This is a genomic window from Pseudomonadales bacterium (assembly GCA_024234435.1).
In the GTDB taxonomy this organism is placed as follows: domain Bacteria; phylum Pseudomonadota; class Gammaproteobacteria; order Pseudomonadales; family Porticoccaceae; genus JACKOF01.
The window spans coordinates 1,816,068-1,834,430 of the sequence record JACKOF010000001.1; the positions used below are offsets into that span (position 1 = coordinate 1,816,068).

18 protein-coding genes are annotated in these 18,363 nt (G+C 48.7%); 3 read left to right on the plus strand and 15 right to left on the minus strand.

Annotated elements, in window-relative coordinates; all coding sequences use genetic code 11:
• Positions 1-95: 95 nt before the first annotated feature.
• Genes H7A02_08365 through H7A02_08375 form a run of 3 tightly spaced genes read left to right on the plus strand, consistent with a single transcriptional unit; the run spans position 96 to position 2,665 of the window.
• Positions 96-1,121, plus strand: coding sequence for a phosphotransferase family protein (locus tag H7A02_08365; GenBank protein ID MCP5172262.1), 1,026 nt, complete (start codon positions 96-98; stop codon positions 1,119-1,121).
• Positions 1,118-1,549, plus strand: coding sequence for a hypothetical protein (locus H7A02_08370; GenBank protein MCP5172263.1), 432 nt, complete (start codon positions 1,118-1,120; stop codon positions 1,547-1,549). Before H7A02_08365 ends, H7A02_08370 begins: the two co-directional genes overlap by 4 nt.
• A gap of 36 nt (positions 1,550-1,585) precedes the next feature.
• Positions 1,586-2,665 (plus strand): TIGR03857 family LLM class F420-dependent oxidoreductase, encoded by a 1,080-nt coding sequence (locus H7A02_08375; GenBank protein ID MCP5172264.1) that lies wholly within the window; start codon positions 1,586-1,588, stop codon positions 2,663-2,665.
• 193 nt (positions 2,666-2,858) lie between these two features.
• Here H7A02_08375 and H7A02_08380 read toward each other — a convergent pair whose 3' ends face one another.
• The 15 genes from H7A02_08380 to H7A02_08450 form a co-directional block, all read right to left on the minus strand.
• The gene (locus H7A02_08380) at positions 2,859-3,698 is read right to left on the minus strand and encodes an SDR family NAD(P)-dependent oxidoreductase (protein ID MCP5172265.1); all 840 of its coding nucleotides are present in this window, start codon (positions 3,696-3,698) and stop codon (positions 2,859-2,861) included.
• 86 nt (positions 3,699-3,784) lie between these two features.
• Positions 3,785-4,771 carry a hypothetical protein gene (locus H7A02_08385; GenBank protein ID MCP5172266.1) on the minus strand — a complete coding sequence of 329 codons (987 nt, stop codon included), beginning with the start codon at positions 4,769-4,771 and terminating at the stop codon, positions 3,785-3,787.
• 29 nt (positions 4,772-4,800) lie between these two features.
• Entirely contained in the window at positions 4,801-5,865 is a 1,065-nt protein-coding gene (locus tag H7A02_08390) for a phosphotransferase family protein (GenBank protein MCP5172267.1), read from the minus strand.
• A gap of 74 nt (positions 5,866-5,939) precedes the next feature.
• Entirely contained in the window at positions 5,940-6,743 is an 804-nt protein-coding gene (locus H7A02_08395) for an enoyl-CoA hydratase/isomerase family protein (GenBank protein ID MCP5172268.1), read from the minus strand.
• A gap of 395 nt (positions 6,744-7,138) precedes the next feature.
• Positions 7,139-7,411: a cytochrome C oxidase subunit IV family protein gene (locus H7A02_08400; GenBank protein MCP5172269.1), complete on the minus strand. Its 273-nt coding sequence runs from the start codon at positions 7,409-7,411 to the stop codon at positions 7,139-7,141.
• A complete protein-coding gene (locus tag H7A02_08405; GenBank protein ID MCP5172270.1) occupies positions 7,411-8,031 on the minus strand; it encodes a cytochrome c oxidase subunit 3 in 621 nt (206 codons plus the stop codon). Before H7A02_08405 ends, H7A02_08400 begins: the two co-directional genes overlap by 1 nt.
• Positions 8,032-8,101: 70 nt before the next feature.
• Complete coding sequence (locus H7A02_08410; protein ID MCP5172271.1) at positions 8,102-8,830, minus strand: hypothetical protein; 729 nt, start codon at positions 8,828-8,830, stop codon at positions 8,102-8,104.
• 26 nt (positions 8,831-8,856) lie between these two features.
• Positions 8,857-9,426, minus strand: a complete 570-nt coding sequence (locus H7A02_08415; GenBank protein MCP5172272.1) for a MarR family transcriptional regulator — start codon at positions 9,424-9,426, stop codon at positions 8,857-8,859.
• A gap of 103 nt (positions 9,427-9,529) precedes the next feature.
• Positions 9,530-9,706 (minus strand): rubredoxin, encoded by a 177-nt coding sequence (locus H7A02_08420; GenBank protein MCP5172273.1) that lies wholly within the window; start codon positions 9,704-9,706, stop codon positions 9,530-9,532.
• A 4-nt stretch (positions 9,707-9,710) separates the two neighbouring features.
• Entirely contained in the window at positions 9,711-10,976 is a 1,266-nt protein-coding gene (locus H7A02_08425; GenBank protein ID MCP5172274.1) for a cytochrome P450, read from the minus strand.
• A gap of 185 nt (positions 10,977-11,161) precedes the next feature.
• Positions 11,162-11,581, minus strand: a complete 420-nt coding sequence (locus tag H7A02_08430) for a PaaI family thioesterase (GenBank protein ID MCP5172275.1) — start codon at positions 11,579-11,581, stop codon at positions 11,162-11,164.
• 55 nt (positions 11,582-11,636) lie between these two features.
• Positions 11,637-12,449: an enoyl-CoA hydratase/isomerase family protein gene (locus H7A02_08435; protein MCP5172276.1), complete on the minus strand. Its 813-nt coding sequence runs from the start codon at positions 12,447-12,449 to the stop codon at positions 11,637-11,639.
• 52 nt (positions 12,450-12,501) lie between these two features.
• Positions 12,502-13,386: an SDR family oxidoreductase gene (locus H7A02_08440; GenBank protein MCP5172277.1), complete on the minus strand. Its 885-nt coding sequence runs from the start codon at positions 13,384-13,386 to the stop codon at positions 12,502-12,504.
• 28 nt (positions 13,387-13,414) lie between these two features.
• Complete coding sequence (locus H7A02_08445) at positions 13,415-15,016, minus strand: AMP-binding protein (protein MCP5172278.1); 1,602 nt, start codon at positions 15,014-15,016, stop codon at positions 13,415-13,417.
• A gap of 336 nt (positions 15,017-15,352) precedes the next feature.
• Positions 15,353-17,827, minus strand: coding sequence for a TonB-dependent receptor (locus tag H7A02_08450; GenBank protein MCP5172279.1), 2,475 nt, complete (start codon positions 17,825-17,827; stop codon positions 15,353-15,355).
• Positions 17,828-18,363 lie beyond the last annotated feature (536 nt).

Below are 18,363 nucleotides of genomic sequence, written 5' to 3' on the forward strand. Positions count from 1 at the left end.
AGACACTAAGTCTAAATAATAATTAATAGCTGCTCGATCAGAATAACAAATACCCAAAAACCAGCTCACTAATCAAAACATATGGGGGGTTTCCTTTGAAACCCATAACAAAATTACAGCTAACTAATTTTCTCACCACCCACATATCACAGTGGAAAAAAGCGGAGATAGCAAACCTCCACAGGTTGCCGCTGGGAGCGTCCCGGGAGACCTACCGCTTCGACGTAAACTACTGTGACGAAAATGGGCATACTCAAACAGAAAAACTGATTTTGCGCCGAGACCCTCCGGCGAGCCTTGTCGACAGTGACCGCAGACACGAATATGAAAGCTACCGCGCCATTTACGGGCATGGCATCCCTGTTCCCAAAATGATTCTGCTGGAGGAGGATTCCAGCCATTTTGATGGCGCTATTTCGATCGCAGAAGACCTCCGTGGATTTCACAACAGTGAATACCAGTTGCAAACCCCCGAATGGAAAAACCGGTTACCACACATCGCCGAGCAGTTCTGGGCGCGCATGGGGCAACTGGCGGCCATCGATATCGACATACTTGAACTTGGTTTTATGCGCCCCAGCACCCGGCAAACAACAGCAGAGCTAGAGCTGAACTACTGGGCAGACAAGCTGGACCAGAATCATGTTGACGCGGAACCCATTACCCAAGCGGCTATCCGGTTTCTCCGGCGGAAATTGCCCGAGTCAAGCAAGTTGTCGATGGTTCACGGTGATTTTCGCGCGGGCAATTTTCTTTATGACGACAACGGCGACATTCAGGCGATTCTCGACTGGGAAATGTCCCATATCGGCGATCCGCTGGAAGATTTGGCATGGAGTCTCAATCGCACCTTCTGTTTTGGGCGGGATGACAATAGAAGCGGACTCGCTCCCAAAGCCGTTGCTCTTGATATATGGCAAAAAGCGAGCGGCATTGCTGTTGACCCCGAAGCACTGCGCTGGTGGGAGATTTTTACCTGCGTAAAAGCCCAGGCCTTATGGAGCTCTGCCGCTAAAGTATGGCAGGAAGGTACGAATCGCGACGTCATCCAGTGCTACGCCGCATGGTGGCTGCGCAACGCTCAAGACAAAGCCATTCTTGAATTAATGGAGCAATTATGAAGCCGAGTATCACTCCCGTAGCCCGCGAACTGGGCGACCGCCTGGCGAATCAAATCGCCCCGCAATTGACCGGCTTTGAGGCGGCAACGGCTTCTATGATGAGCCAAATGCTGGAGATGATCTCGGAGGAATGGGATCGCGCTGCCAGTCGCCTGGTTGAAGAAAATACCGCCATTCGCGAGATACTCCAGCAAGCAGCTGAGGTATTCAATGATGACAACCTGAAAACAAAAGCCTGTGAAAAAGACACGGATTTGCGCATCAGCCACCTGGAGCAGAGCAATCATCAGCTTCGCGATTTACTGACAGACATTCATGCGCGCGCAGAGCAAACTGATAGCGCTGAAGCGCGTCTGCTTGAGGAGGTGATCTGGAATGAATTGCGCGCTTCCGTTAAACGCCGACAACTGTCTTCTGCAAATTTCTAAACAACGCCACTGGCACCAAAGAGAGGTTTCGAACCGATGGAACAACTGAATGAGCTTGGCTATTACACATTGGCAGGTAACTCTGAAAACCCTCTGGACTGCGTCACTGATTCAGCCAATGCTGAACGGCTGGGAATAGGCGTTAACTTTCTTTCTGAACGCTTTAATTTCAAAGAAGGCTGCTCTGTCTGTGGCGCGCTTGCAGCTAGCACAACTACTTCAGGTATAGCCACCGCAGCCACCAACGCCAATACGCGCAACCCCATGGCAACCGCGTCATTTTGCGTAACAATGAATCGCCTCAGCAAGGGCCGGTTTGCGCTCGGTTTAGGTAGCGGCATTCCCAACCTGATGAAGGACTGGGGATTAAAGCCTAACACGATGGAAAGAACCACCGATTACGTTGATCTTATTCGCCGACTTACCCGAGGCGAAACCATCCTTGATCACGAAGGCCCGGCGGGAAGCTACAAAAAAATGCATTTGCTCGGCGAGGTAAATGACGAAGTACCCATCATGAGCGTCGCTATTGGCGAAAAGGTGATCGAATGGGCCGGGGGCATTATGGACGGCATCGTATTACACACCTTTTTTACCGATGAAACACTGGCGCGTGTGGTTAAACTGGCTCGTCAGGGCGCTGAAAAAGCGGGCAGAGATCCGGACAAGCTAAGAATCTGGTCCATATTGTCTATCGTCAACGACAACCTGACCCACGATCAGCAGCTACTGAAAGTCGTGGCCCGAATGGGCACTTATCTACAACTCTACGGCGACATTCTGGTTAAAACCAATCGGTGGGACCCGGAAGTACTCAAGAAATTCAAAAATGACAAGCTTGTTGCCAACCTGGGACGGTGGCTGGATGATCTGGCAACGACAAAAGCCGAGCTGGAACATGTCGCCGAGCTCATTCCGGATGAATGGGTCGCAGCGGCAGGAATCGGCAGCCCCGCGAATATTGCCAAAAGGATCGTTGATCAATTCGACAATGGCGCGGATGGCGTCATTATGCACGGGGTAAGACCCGATGAACTGGAGAATGTGGTTCCTGCATACCGCGCTATACGCCCCAACGGGAAATTCAAGGGCCGCGTCGCCAATCCGGGCAAGTAACGCCTATCACTGAACGCTTAACAGGAAACAAGAACCAGCCAACCATTCGGGTGAATCTCTCAAAGTTTTATCAGGCATGCTTTGAAAGCCCCACTGACGGGGCGAGGAAACATTAACCGGAAGAGCTCTTTCTCACCTAAAATCGTTGCGGTTCCTGAAAATACTGTCTGCCTAAAAACTGTCACCCAAAAATTCAGGACTCGGTATATTTCGTTTCAACCGACAGGGTTCGCCAGCGATCTATATCCTGCTGTACCCGGGCATTTTTCTCCTCGATAGCCTGGATCGCATCGTCACCCACCGCAAAATGCAATGGCGGTTCCGGCTGCGCCGCCAGAAATACGAGGGCCGCAGCCAGTTTATCCGGATCGCCCTGCTGTTGGTGATTGTAACTTTGCCGCGCTTTTTGCCTGGCAGCAGACAACTCTTGATAGTCGTCGATTTCAATACTGCCCATCTTCATTGAACTGCTGTCCAGAAAGTCTGTTCGGAAATACCCTGGCTCAACAATCGTGACCTGTATACCAAAGTCTTTGACTTCCTCTGCCAGCGCTTCTGAAAGCCCTTCTACAGCAAATTTTGAAGCTCCGTAGATCGCTCCACCACCAAACCCCCGATAGCCTGCCATGGAAGAAATGTTAAAAATACGGCCACTACGCTGGCGCCGCATGACCGGCAGCACTGCCCGGGTAACATGCATGGTGCCAAAGACGTTCGTTGCGAATTGTTGCTCTACACCCTGCTGGGAAACCTCTTCAAAATTACCCAGTTGCCCATAACCAGCATTATTCACCAGAACATCTATCCTGCCGAATGCTGCAACAGTGGCATCTACCGCTGATTGCATTTCCTCCACGGAAGTAACGTCCGCGCGCAGCACTACCAACTGCTCACCCTCGACACTGACGTGATTTTCAGCGCTCTCGGGGTTCCGTGCGGTAATCGCCACATGATGACCGGCTTTGATTGCAGCATGGGCAATCGCGGCTCCCAACCCCCGGTTTCCACCGGTAATTAACCACACCTGACTCATCTCGCTAACTCCCGGAAGGCTCATGCCCCAGACTTTCTAAATATTAGGCGTAAAACTACCTGACTTATACCTAACTTATGCCTGACTTATAAAAGTGTCGGCTTATAGCTATAAGAGGAGCTCCGACTTAGAGCGAATTCGAAGATGCCATAACCGACGTTGCCATCCCAGGTAAAACGTGTGAGGCGATCAGTCAGCGAAGTATCCACAGTGCGCTGGTTAACAGAGCCGTCAAAAGGATAAACATCGTGCTCCATATAATCTCTGCCACGCACTTTGCCGTGGTGACCACCGTAACCGGCACCGGCCATATAGCCGCCCCCTGCAGAGGCATCAGCTTCGATGGTGTAAACCTGGCCAGATTCTGTGGTGACCTCAATGGTTCCTGACACCAGATCCAGTTCATTGAATACCAGGTTGTGGCGCACATCTACAATATCATCCAGTGGACCTTCCTCTGGCATCACAGCACCGTCCAGAAGCATACGCTCACCAGTGCGGGTTTCCACCAGCAGGAAACCAACGGAACGATCAGCAAACTGGGCCTGGTACCAGATGTGTAAACCCTGCCCACCACTCATGGTACGCACTCCGCGGGAGCGATCCCGCTGTCCATACCAACCGTTGACAGAACGTGTCTCCCCGTCAATGGTCAGCGTTCCTTCATAACGGCCGGACTGGACAAGGTGCTCAAAGTTGGTCGGAGTGTCGCCGTCATTTTCAACCTCCACCACGTCCAGCCAATAGGGTGTTCTGGCACGCCACACGACATCGTATTCCATCCCCGTAGGGTTCGGCCCCAATGTCAGGTGCCAGGCCTTATTGGGCTCAAGGCATTCAAAACGCAACGGGCCTGCACCGTCACCCTCAGTCGCTGTGAGTTCGGTTGAAAACCGCACATTGCGCTGTTCCTGAGGCAGGCTGACGATAGCGTAGCCATCCGCTACGTTGCGGCCGGGGTAGTGCCCGAACCCGGTGATAACAGAAGGAGCGTTGCTATCTGCCGGGTGCATATTGAACATAAAGCGGTCAAAAAAACGTGCTTCCTTGCCCACGGTGTCTGAGGGCAGTATTTCATCATGGAAATCTTCGTTATGGTCGCTCATGGTTTTTCCTCATTTATTTCAGGCGCGGGTGGTGGTGGCAGCCCGGCAGTTTTGTGAGCGGCTTCGAGAAATGACTGAACCATTTTCTGGTCCTTGAAATAGGGGTCTCCTACTCCTTTTACCGCTCGGCGACGACCGTATTCATAGAGTACCGCCAGTTTCCAGAGCACCAATGTCTCATACCAATGCAGATTACTGATGTCGGCACCTGTTCTGGCAACATAATGCGCAGCCAGTTCTTCCCGGGTCGGAAAGCCTTCCTCAAGCATGGCTGTGCCTAGTTCCTCTGCCGGGGTAAGCCCCTCTCTGGATCGGGGAATACTGATCAGAAAATAGCCCAGATCAAGTAGAGGATCACCGAGGGTTGCCAATTCCCAGTCAAGTACAGCTTCTATCGCGCCCCGATTTTCAGCGTCGAGAACCACATTGCCAATGCGAAAATCATTATGGATAACCGTCGCACCCGATTCAGGCGGTACGTGTTCAGCCAGCCATGCATCAACAGCCTGAAAATGCAATGGTGGCTGGCCATTTTCATGGGCCACCAGACGCGCCATATTTTTCCTGTGGCGGGCATTAAACCCCTCGGGCCTACCCATATCCGACAACCCTAACGCTTTCCAATCCACTTCATGCAGATCAGCCAGAGTATCAATCAGCGAAAAGCCAATCTCGCGACGCACTTCCGGCGTATCCAGCGGTGCCGGTGTTTTCGTGGTCACTACGGGTCCAGAAGCAAAACTCATAACATAAAAATGCACATCCAGCACTTCACCTGCCTCGGCTGTTGCCAGACATTTCGCGACCGGAACCGGCGTCTTTCCGATCGCTGTGATCAGACGGGCTTCCCGCAGCATATCGTGAGCACCGGGCGGTGTAGGTGGCGGTGGTGGCCGCCGCACAACCACCTGGTAACCGGTTTCATCCGTCACCAGAAACGTCAGATTTGAATGCCCGTCACCAATGGCTTTCGTGGTTAACTGGCCTTTGGTAATACCTTTTTGCGCCAAAAAATCCGCTAGCCGTGAACGGGTTTCATCATCCCAGTCCCAAACTGACATCAATCATTCTCCCAATGCAACAAGTCGTAAGTATTTTGTTTACCCAAGTCATTAATCATGCTTTCGAAGTCTCCCTATGTTCCCGAATAGCAGGCTGCCCTTTTTTCCCTGACGGCCGCAATACCTTCACGAAAATCACTGCCGCGACTCAACAGGGCCTGCCCGCGGTTTTCCATCTCGATAGCGGCGGCCATCGATGCCGACTCCAGACTGGCCTGCATCGCACGTTTGGATAGCTGAATACCACCCGGAGAGTTTTGAGCAATGACCTCGGCCATCGCCATAGCCTCATCCAGCAGTGCCTCCTGCGGATAGACATGACTCACCAGACCTATCCGTTCAGCTTCCTCTGCACCCACATTGCGGGCGGTATAGAGAATTTCTGCAGACCTTGAAATACCGACCATGCGGGGCAGAAGCCAGGAAGTCCCCATTTCCCCGCAGGATAGCCCGATTTTTACATACGCAGCGTTAAAGACCGCTCTCGGTGAAGCCAGGCGAATATCTGCGTGCAAGGCAATAGCAAACCCTCCCCCTGCAGCAGCACCGTTAACCGCGGCGATCACTGGTACCCGCATCGTTCTCATCGCCATCATGCTCGCCACAGCCTTTTCCTGAAAAGTCAGAAATGCGCGGACATCCATTTCAAACATCTCATCGATTTCCTGCAGGTCGAAACCCGCGCAAAAATAGTTGCCCGCACCGGTGAGAATAACTGCACGAAGATCATCATCCTTATTTAGCTCTTTAGGGTACGCCTCCAGCTCGTCAAACATCGTCATTGTCATGGCATTAAATCGCTCAGGACGATTGAGCGTCACTACCGCAATCTCTTTAGCTGGGCGATCGATCTTCAGCGTTTCGTACGGGTTCGTCATTGCCTCTCTCCTGAACAGGGTGACACAGAGATACCATCAGATGCACTGTATCCGGATCACGGGGCGGAAAAGCTACGCTTCTGCAACTTGTAGTGGAACCGCAAAGGTTAGTTGCATGCCATTTCTTACCCCGAAAAAACAGAGTCGACTCCTACTTATTCTCTATCTGCTCGCAACAACCTGCCATGTCTGTTCAACAAACTAACAGCAAGTGAATAGAAGCCGTGCTCATCGGTAAATATTCAGCGCCAATCATACTTGATACACACAAACAAGTATATATCGGGTCAAAGCAGATACATTCATTCGATTAAAAACCGCCCATCATTTTCTTAGAAAAAAGCAGGGGATTCCTTCGCCATCCAGAAAAACACCTCCTTTCACAACAGTGATTGCTATCCGTAAAAAGAGCTGTAGGATCCAGTAACCAGTGCTACGCCAACAATAAGCAACCAGACATTGAACACCACTCTCCATATGAGCAGTTGACACGAAAGCTCCATGAATGTGTACAAAATCGCACGCACCTTGATGAGGGCAATCAGGATAATGATGACGGACGCGTAAAAATTTCCAGCGTATTGCTCAAAAATCAACCAGGCAGCGACCGTCGCGAATAACAGCAGCACCGCAACAATCGAAGACCGATTAAAAAGTATCTTATCCATCAGGTTAAAAAATAGATTAGAGGAAAAATCACAACCCACAAAAGGTCAACCATGTGCCAATAAGCAGCCCCACCCTCTAACGTTGCATGAGTAAGGCTACTCCACTTTTGACCGGCCAGCTTAATCGTAAACACAAGAAGAACAATCATCCCGCCAATCACATGGAGCATGTGTATTCCGGTGAGAATGTAATAAAACATAAAAAAGTCGTTGGTGAGCAACGTTATGCCATCACCGATCTTTTCAGAATACTCATAAAATTTGTTTGCAATAAAAACAAACCCACACAATAACGCCAAACCCATGCAGGAGGCGGCTGCACGGGGTGCCTGATGGCGAAAAGCTTTGGTTGCCATCACCACCAACCAGGAACTGACCAGTAGCACCAGCGTATTGATCATTCCCAATGTCTGATTCAGCTGCAATTGGGAGGCCTGAAAAACTGCAAAATTGGCAGACCTTTCGAAGCAATACACAATAAAAAACATACCGAACATCGACATATCAGCCAACACAAAAATAAGCATGCCGTTTTCCAGCGCACTCTTACCTGGCACGTGAGTGCCGGGCGTGCCCACACTGGAAGAAACAGGACTGATATATCCGGCAGAATTACTCATGCAGTTTTATCTGTATTGAAGCGAGAAAAAAACTCAGGCTTCCGAACCAGAAGCCTGAGATATCAAAGAATCAAGCAACGACGGCTTCCGCTTGCTCACCATGCTCAGCTCGTCGTTTAACCTCTTTGATCATATAGAAACTGGCAATACCGAACCACCCCAACCAACAAGCGTAAGGTATGTAATAACTCAATAGGCCATCCCATGCAAAAGGCCCGGTTTTAACAACACCAGTCAAACTGGCAGGTATAAAGCTCAGACCACACCAGATAGTGAGGTAACACACCCACCGCGGGAACAGTATTTGGGGGCGGCGGTCAGACAACCCTACCAAAGCAGCAGCAATCATCTGTAAGGTGGTACAAGCGTATTGGAGGTCAATACAGAGCCAACCAAGATCCGTCAGCATTCTCGTTGTTTCCGGGGACTGATCTGGCCGGAATGCGGCAGCAACCCAGAAGAAAGCACTGAAAGACACCACCATCACGGTCAGACCACCGCCCAATAATTGCAGGTAAGCCATTGTTGGGAAGCGACCCTCGATGCGCGCCATCTGCGAAGTCAGCAAGGACGTCCACGGCAAATACAAAACGACTGAAATCAAGGAAAGGATAAAACCCGCACGAATAGAGCCAAGGTTTTCAGCATAGCGGGCAGACAATGCTTCTGGCGTCAAAGCTGGTGAAGGGTTAGGAATATTGTGCCCCAAAATTCCCCAAAAAAAGACAAAAGTAATCAGAAACCCTGGCCCACACCAAGCACTGATTAAATCGTGCCGCAAAACCGCATTATTATTCATGAACACTCCGCTTTATTTCAGGTAAATTAAAAATTCAAATCGGCGCTATATTTAGCCTCATCGAAGGACACAATCAGCTTCCTCAATAAATCATCCAACGTAGATTTTTCTTCATCACTCAAACCAGAAAATGCGTTCCCTACCGGCCCGGCAATTGAAGGCGTAATTTTATTTACTGCATTCACTCCACGCTGGGTAATTTTTATAAGACTACGACGGGCATCCGTTTTGCCACCTTCACGCAATACAAACCCGTCTCGCTCCAAAGCCGCCAATACTTTTGTCATATTGGCGCGGCTCGTTCCTATCAATTCACTGAGTTCGCTTGGGTATGCCTGTCGTTTTTTGCTCGCAACCAGCACGCAAAGCACATGATAAGATTTTTCGGTCAACCCCAAATCCCTGAAAATATTCAGGAAATAATCTTCCAGCCCATAAGCTCCAATCCTAATTAAGCGAATCAAAACTGTTTCTGCAACCGGCAACACCGGCAACGCCTTTCGCAGGGGTTTTGTCGTTCGATCAACGGTTCTTATTCGCTCTATACCACGCATGGTTATTCCCTTTTCATAGCCACCTGAAAAATTAACCCGCATTTATAAACGAGTTTCTGCGTGATAGGAAGAATAAAAATAAATCACATATAGTTTACTTGTGTACTATATAAAAATCAACTTTCAATCATCAAGCCTTCAACCGTTAGATTTCAACCATTTCAAAATCAATTTTTCCAGACCCGCACTGCGGACATATCCAGTCATCGGGAACATCTCCCCACCGTGTACCGGGCGGAAGACCTTCATCTGGCCAGCCATCTTCTTCGTGATAGACAAGACCACAATTCAGGCATAAATAGGATTTATAATTAGTATCCATGAGCTCACCCCTTGGTTATGGTAACCATTTGATGGTGATAACCGTCTGCAAAACATGACAACACTCTTTCCGGCGGCGCAACCTTTTTAATCTCCATCTTCCGCTTCAGGATCTCCTCAATCAAAATGGTCAATTGCAACTCACCAAGCCGCGAGCCCAGGCACCGGTGTATCCCGTACCCAAATGCCAAATGTCGGCGCGAATTAGCTCGATTCACATCGAACTTGTCGGCATCGGGAAACACCTCTTCGTCACGATTTGCGGATCGATGCCAAATAACAACTTTGTCTCCCTTGCGCATTTTCTGGCCTTTAAACTCGACATCCTGCACAACCGTTCGACGCTGATGAGCAAGTGGTGATTGCAGGCGAATAGTTTCTGTAACGGCGGTAGGTATCAGCGAATGATCAGCTTTGATTTTTTTCCACTCTTCTGGGAATTTATTAATCTGCTGAACAAAGCCCGTCATGGAGTTGCGCGTGGTATCACTGCCCCCGGCAACAAGCAACGCAATATTGCCAAGAAAGTTCTGCTCATCCATATCGGCAAGATGTTCTGAATGTGCCATGATTGACAACAAGTCATTCTTGGGTGGAGCGCTCTTCCGCTCATCAAACAGCTTCTTGAAGTAAGCGGCCATTTCAAACAGATTTTTCTCCCTTTCCGCATTGAGCTTAGGGTCTGCCCCTGCGTCCACAGCGGTCACCCAATCAGACCATAAAGGAAGCAAATTCCGATCTTCCCAAGGAAAATCAAAAAGTGTGGCCAACATGCGAGTGGTCAGCTCTTTCGAAACCTTTTCAACCCAGTCAAAGGGTTCATTTTCCGGCAAGCTGTCCAACAAACCGCTGGTTCTCTCCCGAATCAGCGTTGCATGCTTTCTCAGCTCTTGCGGCCCTACCGCAGGCGCAACAGTGAGACGCTGTTGCGAATGCTCAGGTTCGTCCATGGCAATAAACATCTGGAACTTAACATTCAGGTCCTGCATGTCGAGAATGGTAATGCCACCATATTTCCATGAGGATGAGAATATTTCTGGCTGCGCCTCAACATCCATCAAGTCCTGATATTTGGTAACAGACCAGAACGGCCCATAAGGACTGTCCTTAATGTAATGGACCGGCGCTTCTTCCCGCAGTCGTTTGAAATACAGTTTCCATTTTTCATCTTCAGACAAGCGTGGGTCGCTGACATCAATCTGTTCGATAGGAACGGAATAAGGGTCCACTACTTCTGGTGCTGAAGCCGTTGATTTAAATTCGGCAATCATTGAACTAACCTCCTCAGGGGACTTGAAATGCTACACCGCACCTATGCGCCTGATCAGAAAACCCGGCTCTGATGACGGTGATGTATTTTTCTAACCTGCACTCAAATAAATAGCACTTACTATTGGCTGGTCGCCCCACCGACTTGCGAGTCAATGACCACTTGTCAAAATGGATACACCGGCTGTTACGCCCTCGCCATCACACGATAAATACCCGTAGTACGGGCAATTATGTTCCCTTCCACCCACATTTCTCCGGCAGTGAACAGCATGGTGCCCGTCCTTTTTTGCAGACGGACATGCAGCTCAACCCAATCCCCCTCTTTTCCGGGAGCAAGATAATCGGTGGTCAGCGTGATGGTTGGTGAATGAGTGTCCACTCCAGCTAATCGGGACGCCGGAATCACTTGAAAATCAGCAAAGGTAGCGATAGCACCGCCGTGTAGAGTGCCAACCGGATTCAAATGATGATCGCCAACCCGAAAAGCCAGAATTAGCCCCCCCTCATCCTCTTTGGAGTACATCTGTCCAAATTGCTGATTGAAACCTTTCTCAAGTTTCATCGGGGAAAAGCCAGTAGGAATTTGCAGGTTGTCGGTCATCATAAAATCCTTAATTTCTTAAGTTGATGCCTTCTACTGAAGGCTTTCAACTTGCTAGTTAAAGAGGATTCTCGGTTGTGCCAACACGCCCTTTATCCTCTCGATTCAAAAATTGCTCGCGAAGTTGACGGAAATTTTCGCTACCGCCACACAATGCATAACCCCACATAGCTTCTACGCGAAGCTGGTCATAATAAGGTCTGCCAATACATTCGAATACAGTTTCTTTAGCCGACTCAATCGCAGCCTGATCGCAACGCAAAATTTGAGCGACAACTTTCTCTGCAGTTGCTTCAAGGTCTTCTGGTGCTACCACCTGAGACACCATATTCACGTTGTAGGCTTTCTGGGCATCGAACGCTTCTCCGGTCAACAGCATCTCCAGCGTTGGGCCAACGCCGCAGGTATTGAGCATGTTGACGATACCGCCATCAGCGCAATGCATGCCCCGACGAATTTCAAAGGTGCCGAACTGAGCACGGTCTGTAGCGATACGAATATCACAAGCCATCACCAACTCGACGGCATGCCCCACACACCAGCCATCAATGGCCACCACGATCGGCTTGTAAAAACGCGCCAGTGGTCCGCGAGTAATACCACACAGACCATCATCAATGCGATTGCGCCCAACCATCGGGCCAACGTTCTGCCATTCTGGCGCATGCGTTTCCAGATCAGCGCCAGCACAAAAGAAATCACTCGAACTTCTTAATAGTGCTACTCGCAATTCAGGGTCATCGCGAAAATCCGTCCAGATTTCACACAGGCGGTGATGCATGTCGATGGTAATGGCGTTTTTCTTTTCCGGGCGGTTAAGGGTGACATAAGCCACAGGGCCTTTTTTCTCGTACAAAATGTCGTCAGTCATGCTTGCTTGATCCTTTTAAAAGTTAAGTGAACAAAATAATTGGCGATCCAAATCATTTACTAAAATCGATATCCGAGAGGATGTCTGGTGATTGATTACGATGAAACCCATGGTAAGGCTCGTTATTTTTAGACGGCTGTATTTCCCACCAGCCCCGGCGGGCATTGGGCGCACCGCCGTCTACGCGAAAACAGGAACCGGTCACAAAACTGGCTCCAGGAGACAATAAAAAAGTGATCACCGAAGCGACCTCTGATTCCGTCCCAAAACGCCTCAATGGAATTTCTCCGGCTATTTCAGTGCGGATAAATTCGCGATCTTTTTCATCGTAAGTATCCAAACCACTTGATGCGATAGAGCCTGGCGCGACAGAGTTGACCCTTACACCAGATTCAGCCCACTCCGTAGCCGCACATTCAGTGAGTGTATGCATGCCACCTCGCGCCGCGGCAGAATGCGAAAAGTAGGGCCAGCCATTCCAGATATCAGCAATAATATTGACGATGCTACCGCCATGATCGATCATCCAGCGGTTGTAAACCTCTCGCATAAAAATAAATCCGCCGGTCAGGTTATTACGCACTACGGCCTCAAAGCCCTTGGTAGTAATAGTGTTCATTTTTGCCCGGTACTGACCACCCGCGTTATTGACCAAAGCATCAATGCGCCCATGCTTTGCCAGAATACCGTCGACAGTTTTAATCACCGTTTCTTCGTCGCGAATATCACAAGACCAGGTACTGGCAACACCGCCGTCTTCAGCGATCTCCGCTGCCACCTGATCAAGCTTTTCCTGCTTCCTGCCAACCAATGCTATTTCAGCACCAAGGGAAGACAACTCGTGGGCTGTGCAACGACCAATACCACTGCCACCTCCTGTAACTACAATGGTTTTCCCTTTAAATGAATCGTCTTTAAATACAGAGTTATACGGCATATTTTTTCCTCAATATAATCAGATTGATTTACCTGATGTAGCGGTTAACGGAACCCCAGTAAGGTTCACGAAGTACATTTTTTTGAATTTTTCCAGTCGGATTTAGCGGCAGAGAATCCTGAATCATAATTTCTTTGGGAACCTTGTAACCGGCGAGGTACTGTCGACAATGCTCAATCAATTCCAAGCCAAACTGCTCATCCGCAACATCGGATTCACGGGCCCGCACAATAAAAGCTGTCACTTTTTCGCCCCACTTCTCGTCTGGAATACCAATCACCGCTGCCAGCGAAACTTCCGGGTGCAAATTCAACACCCTCTCAACTTCGACGGAGTAGATGTTTTCTCCACCGCTCACGATCATGTCCTTGGCCCTGTCGACCAGAAAGATAAAGCCTTCAGAATCGAGCCTGGCAAGATCACCACTCCGATACCAGCCATCGTGAAAAGCCTTGGCGGTAGCCTCCGGCTTATTCAAATACCCCATATTGATCGTGGGCGTTCGGATACAAAGCTCTCCCACCTCGCCAACAGGAAGCTCCTTCCCTTCTTCGTCGCAAATCTTTACATCGATCAACGGCAAGGCTTTACCGCAGGAGGCTAATCGCGAAGATTGCTCCGCAAGGTGATCTTCATGACCAAGTAGCGTGACAAACCAGGTTTCCGTATTGCCATACAACTGATTCAGCTTGCACCCTAACGTGCCAACAGCCTTCTTCATCACATCAGCGCTAATAGGCGACCCAAAATAAATAACCCGCTGCAAAGAACTGAAATTAGTAGTCGCCGCTTTGGGGTGCTCAACCAACATCTGCAATGCGGTTGGAACCAATGGCAAAATAGTGGCGCTATCTCTTTCGATTGCGTCCAAAACAGCTTCCGGGTCAAACGCAGGAATAGTTCGGATAGTTGCGCCGTGATAAAGCGCAGGCAATAGAACCCAGTTACCACCCAAATGAAAATTCGGCACAGCCATCAAACCCACATCATCAGGGTTCCAGCCCATTTCCGGCTCCAGGGACATGCAGAGAAAAGAGTAGTTGAATGCCTGATGGTCGTACTGGGCGCCCTTTGGCTTACCCGTGGTACCTGAGGTATAAACCAGCAACGCCACATCATCAGAATGCACCTTGATGCCAGGATTGTGATCGCCGACATGATTGGCCCAACCACCCAACCAGTGGATAGAGCGCAGATCTTTATCAGAACAACTCTCAGCATTAAAACTCACAAGCTCAAAAGCAGCTGCCGATTTATCCTTCACCTCGAGCATTTTGGGCGTTGAATAAACGTCTTCAGAGAAAACCAGAGGTGTACCGGCATCATCAACCATATCGACAAGCTCTGGTACGGCGCAGCGCCAGTTAAAAGGCGCGATAGCACAACCGGCTTTACAGGCCCCAAACCATATCTCAAAAAACTCAATACTGTTTCTGCCGACATAACCGATCCTGGCACCCGGCTGAATACCACACTCAACGATGCGGTTAGCTATACGATTGGAATTTCGCTCCAACTCACTGTAGGTAACAGCTGACCGCCCATCGCGAATCGCCACTTTATCCGGAGATACCCGCGCCCAATAACGCGGGATGTCGAGCAAGGTTTTAATTTCATCAAATCGCCACACAACGCCTCCCCCCTACAAAAAGCGACCGGCAAGCCTGCCGGTACCAAGAACCTCAAAAAAACAACATCAATCAAAATATTAAGATTATTGTAATGTGGGATACTAATATGTCAATTGAAAAAACACATAAAAACCTTATTAAAATAACAAAAAACCAACAATAAAATTAAATAGGAGATATAAAAAGAATTTTTTTGTAACAAAAGACACTAATGAAGCAGTCCGCAAACAAACCAACAACAACCAGCAACCTGCAAGACCTGAAAACACACAAAACCCACAACCAAAAAGAGGCCGGAAACGGCCTCTTTTGCAGAACAAGCTAACGCACTAAAACTAGTATTTATAGCCGACCGTTATGCCGTAGGTTCGTGGCCGGCCAGCCGATCGTCCAGCACCTTCAGAAGAGGCGATAACTGAATTCCAGTAATACTCATCGGTGATATTCTTACCCCATAACATTACCCTGAGATGGCCATCATCCGACTCATAACCTATTCTGGCACCTACCGTAAAGTAATCCTCAATCACAAAGTAATTGTCAGTAATCGATTTATGAAATCCGGCATCAACACCTGTAACAGCAGGCACCCCACGAGGAATAGTGCCCTCGATAGTCAGATCATCTCCGTCAAATACGGCATCAGAATCAGACTGCCCAACGACATTCACCCCCATAAACAAGGTACCGCCTTGCTCTAGCGAAGTTCTGTAATCCAGATCAAGGCTATAGCTTAATTCAGGCGTAAAAGGTAGATCCTCGCCAGACAAATCCCGGTTAACTCCATACGCATCGAAGGCATAAGGCACGCCGTTCAGCGTCATTGGGTATTTATCAACCTCAGAGTTGAGGTAAGTCACAGAGGCCGTCAGCGTCAACTCATCCGTTAGCTGCGCCACAATATCTGTTTCAACGCCGGTAATCGTGGACTCAGGGATATTCACCAGACGATCCAACGGGCCAAACAAGGCAATATCAACCTTACCCCTCACCTGCTTGTCTTCGTAATCGTAGTGGAATATTGCCCCGTTCCACTGCACTGAGCCATCAGCCATCGTTGCCTTAAAACCGAGCTCGTAAGCCAAAACGGACTCTTCGGTAACAGGCTGCTGCTGGCTGAAGTCGTTCCCGGGAATATTTGGAAAACTACCCGCTTTATAACCCTGGGAAATATTCGCGTAAACCAGCGCGTCTTCCGTCGCTTGGAAATCAAGCCCCAACCGCCAGGAAACATTATCCTCAGCAAGCGTATCCTGATATGGGAAACCTGGAACACCCAGCTCAAGAGGCGCAGCATTCAACGTAAAGCAATCATTAACCCCGATAGGATCAAACGCTGGCACGGGAACACCAAGAATACCCGCAGAGATCGCAGGCAACGCGTTAAATAGCGTAGCTGTGTTACTGCCCGGACCAAAACCATCCGCATTTTCTGGCGCCCAGTTACAAACATCCGCTTCTATTTCAGTATCCGTGTATCGCGCACCCACCTTGAGCGTTAAATCTTCCGCCAAATCATATTCTATGTTTCCAAAGAAAGCGTAAGACTCTATTTCCTGCTCTAACAATGAGCCAGTTCTATGGACAAAAAGAGTTTGCGGGCGAGTCGTTGTGTTGTCATTAAGCTGCAACAGCTGATCTTCAGAGGTACTGCTGTCTTCATAGTTGGCACCCACAACCCAACGGAAGGAATCTTCATCTCCCGACAGACGAACTTCCAAGAAAGTTGAATCAACATCACCCTTGTTAAAAATATAACCAGCGGAAACCAGATTATGGCCATCACCATCAACAGATTGCTCTTGCTCGTAATCACTGTAGGCAGCTAATGCAGTGAGAGTCATGCTGTCATTTAATTCAAAGTCTCCACGAACGGAATACTGCATAAATTCTTTATCGCCGGAAGGCTCATCAATATCGGACCAATCGGCAGATTCAGCATCTTTTTTGGTTAAAGGCAGGGCAAACAGCGCCGCAGCCTGTCCCGGAGCCTGATCAAAGCGCTTGGGTGTCGCCGCGACGTACTGCAAAGCCTGAGGATCTGACTTATCTGTCCAGCCATTAATATTGACGTTGATTTCAGCAGTATCACTGGGCTCAAATCGCAACGCCATCCGCATCGCCGTGTAATCTTCCTTACCGTTTTCTTCATTACTGGTGAGGCTGTCCTGCCACTCATCTGCGTGAGCCGTTTGAAAAGCAAGTCGACCACTAACCGTATCACTCAACGCACCACTCACAAAGCCATTCACTTCGACTTTGTTATAACTGCCATAACTCACATCGCCACCGTAGGAAAACTCTTCTGTTGGCTTGGCAGCAATAAAGTTAATAGCGCCACCCGTTGAGTTCTGCCCAAACAGCACACCCTGTGGACCTTTCAACACTTCAGCCCGCTCTAAATCGTAAGCGCTGTGAGCCGCCATCGCCGGAAACGGCAAGGGAATTTCATCAACATACAGACTCGTTGCCGGATACACACCGAGAGAGCTTTCGTTAAACCCGACGCCACGCAGCGTCAGGATGGGAGTCCCCTGCTGACTGGTCGCAAACACCAAGCCCGGAACCGCTGTAGTTATTTCCTCCAGCGACGTCAGCTTTTGCTCAGCCAGCTTTTCACCCGAAACTGCTGAAATCGACAGACCAATATCATTGGCACTTTCGGCTCGCTTGTTTGCCGTAACAATGATTTCCTCTAACGCAGCGTGCGTAACAGTCGAGCCAAACATGAGTATTGGCATTAAAACCGATGCAGCGACTAATGGCTTTTTCTTGAATTCTTTGAAAGATTTTTTTGCAGCGTATCCCATCTCAAACCCTCTCTATAAAAACATTATTCTAGTTATTAAAAATACGGCAGCCTGCAATCTTACAAACTGCAATTAATGCGCATATAACAGCAATAAAAAATATATGTCAATAGGTGCACTAAATACAGAATTAACGCCTAACCAATCAAACTTTAAAAAAATGAACAATTGAAGCAACTCGCCCAAATAGCATTAAACGGCACAGGTGAAGTATTAAGAATCAATAAAGAAATCACATAAAAATATCGGTTGTTAAAAAAACAGTAATATTATTAGCAAGATAATAAGAATATTACTTCAGAAACAGGAGATATAAATATTGAAAATCAATGATCCAACTGCTGCAAATGTCCATATAGTGAACGAATAAACGGTTTTCCCACTTAAGATAAAGATGAGCGCAATATAATCTGCGAAAAAATATAACAAATAGAATTTTTAGTAATTAATGACACTATTTAATATACCAAAGCGCTGGCAGCCAAAAAGTTACCCGATCTGTTTATTAGATAAAGAAGAGAATAAAACTAAATTGA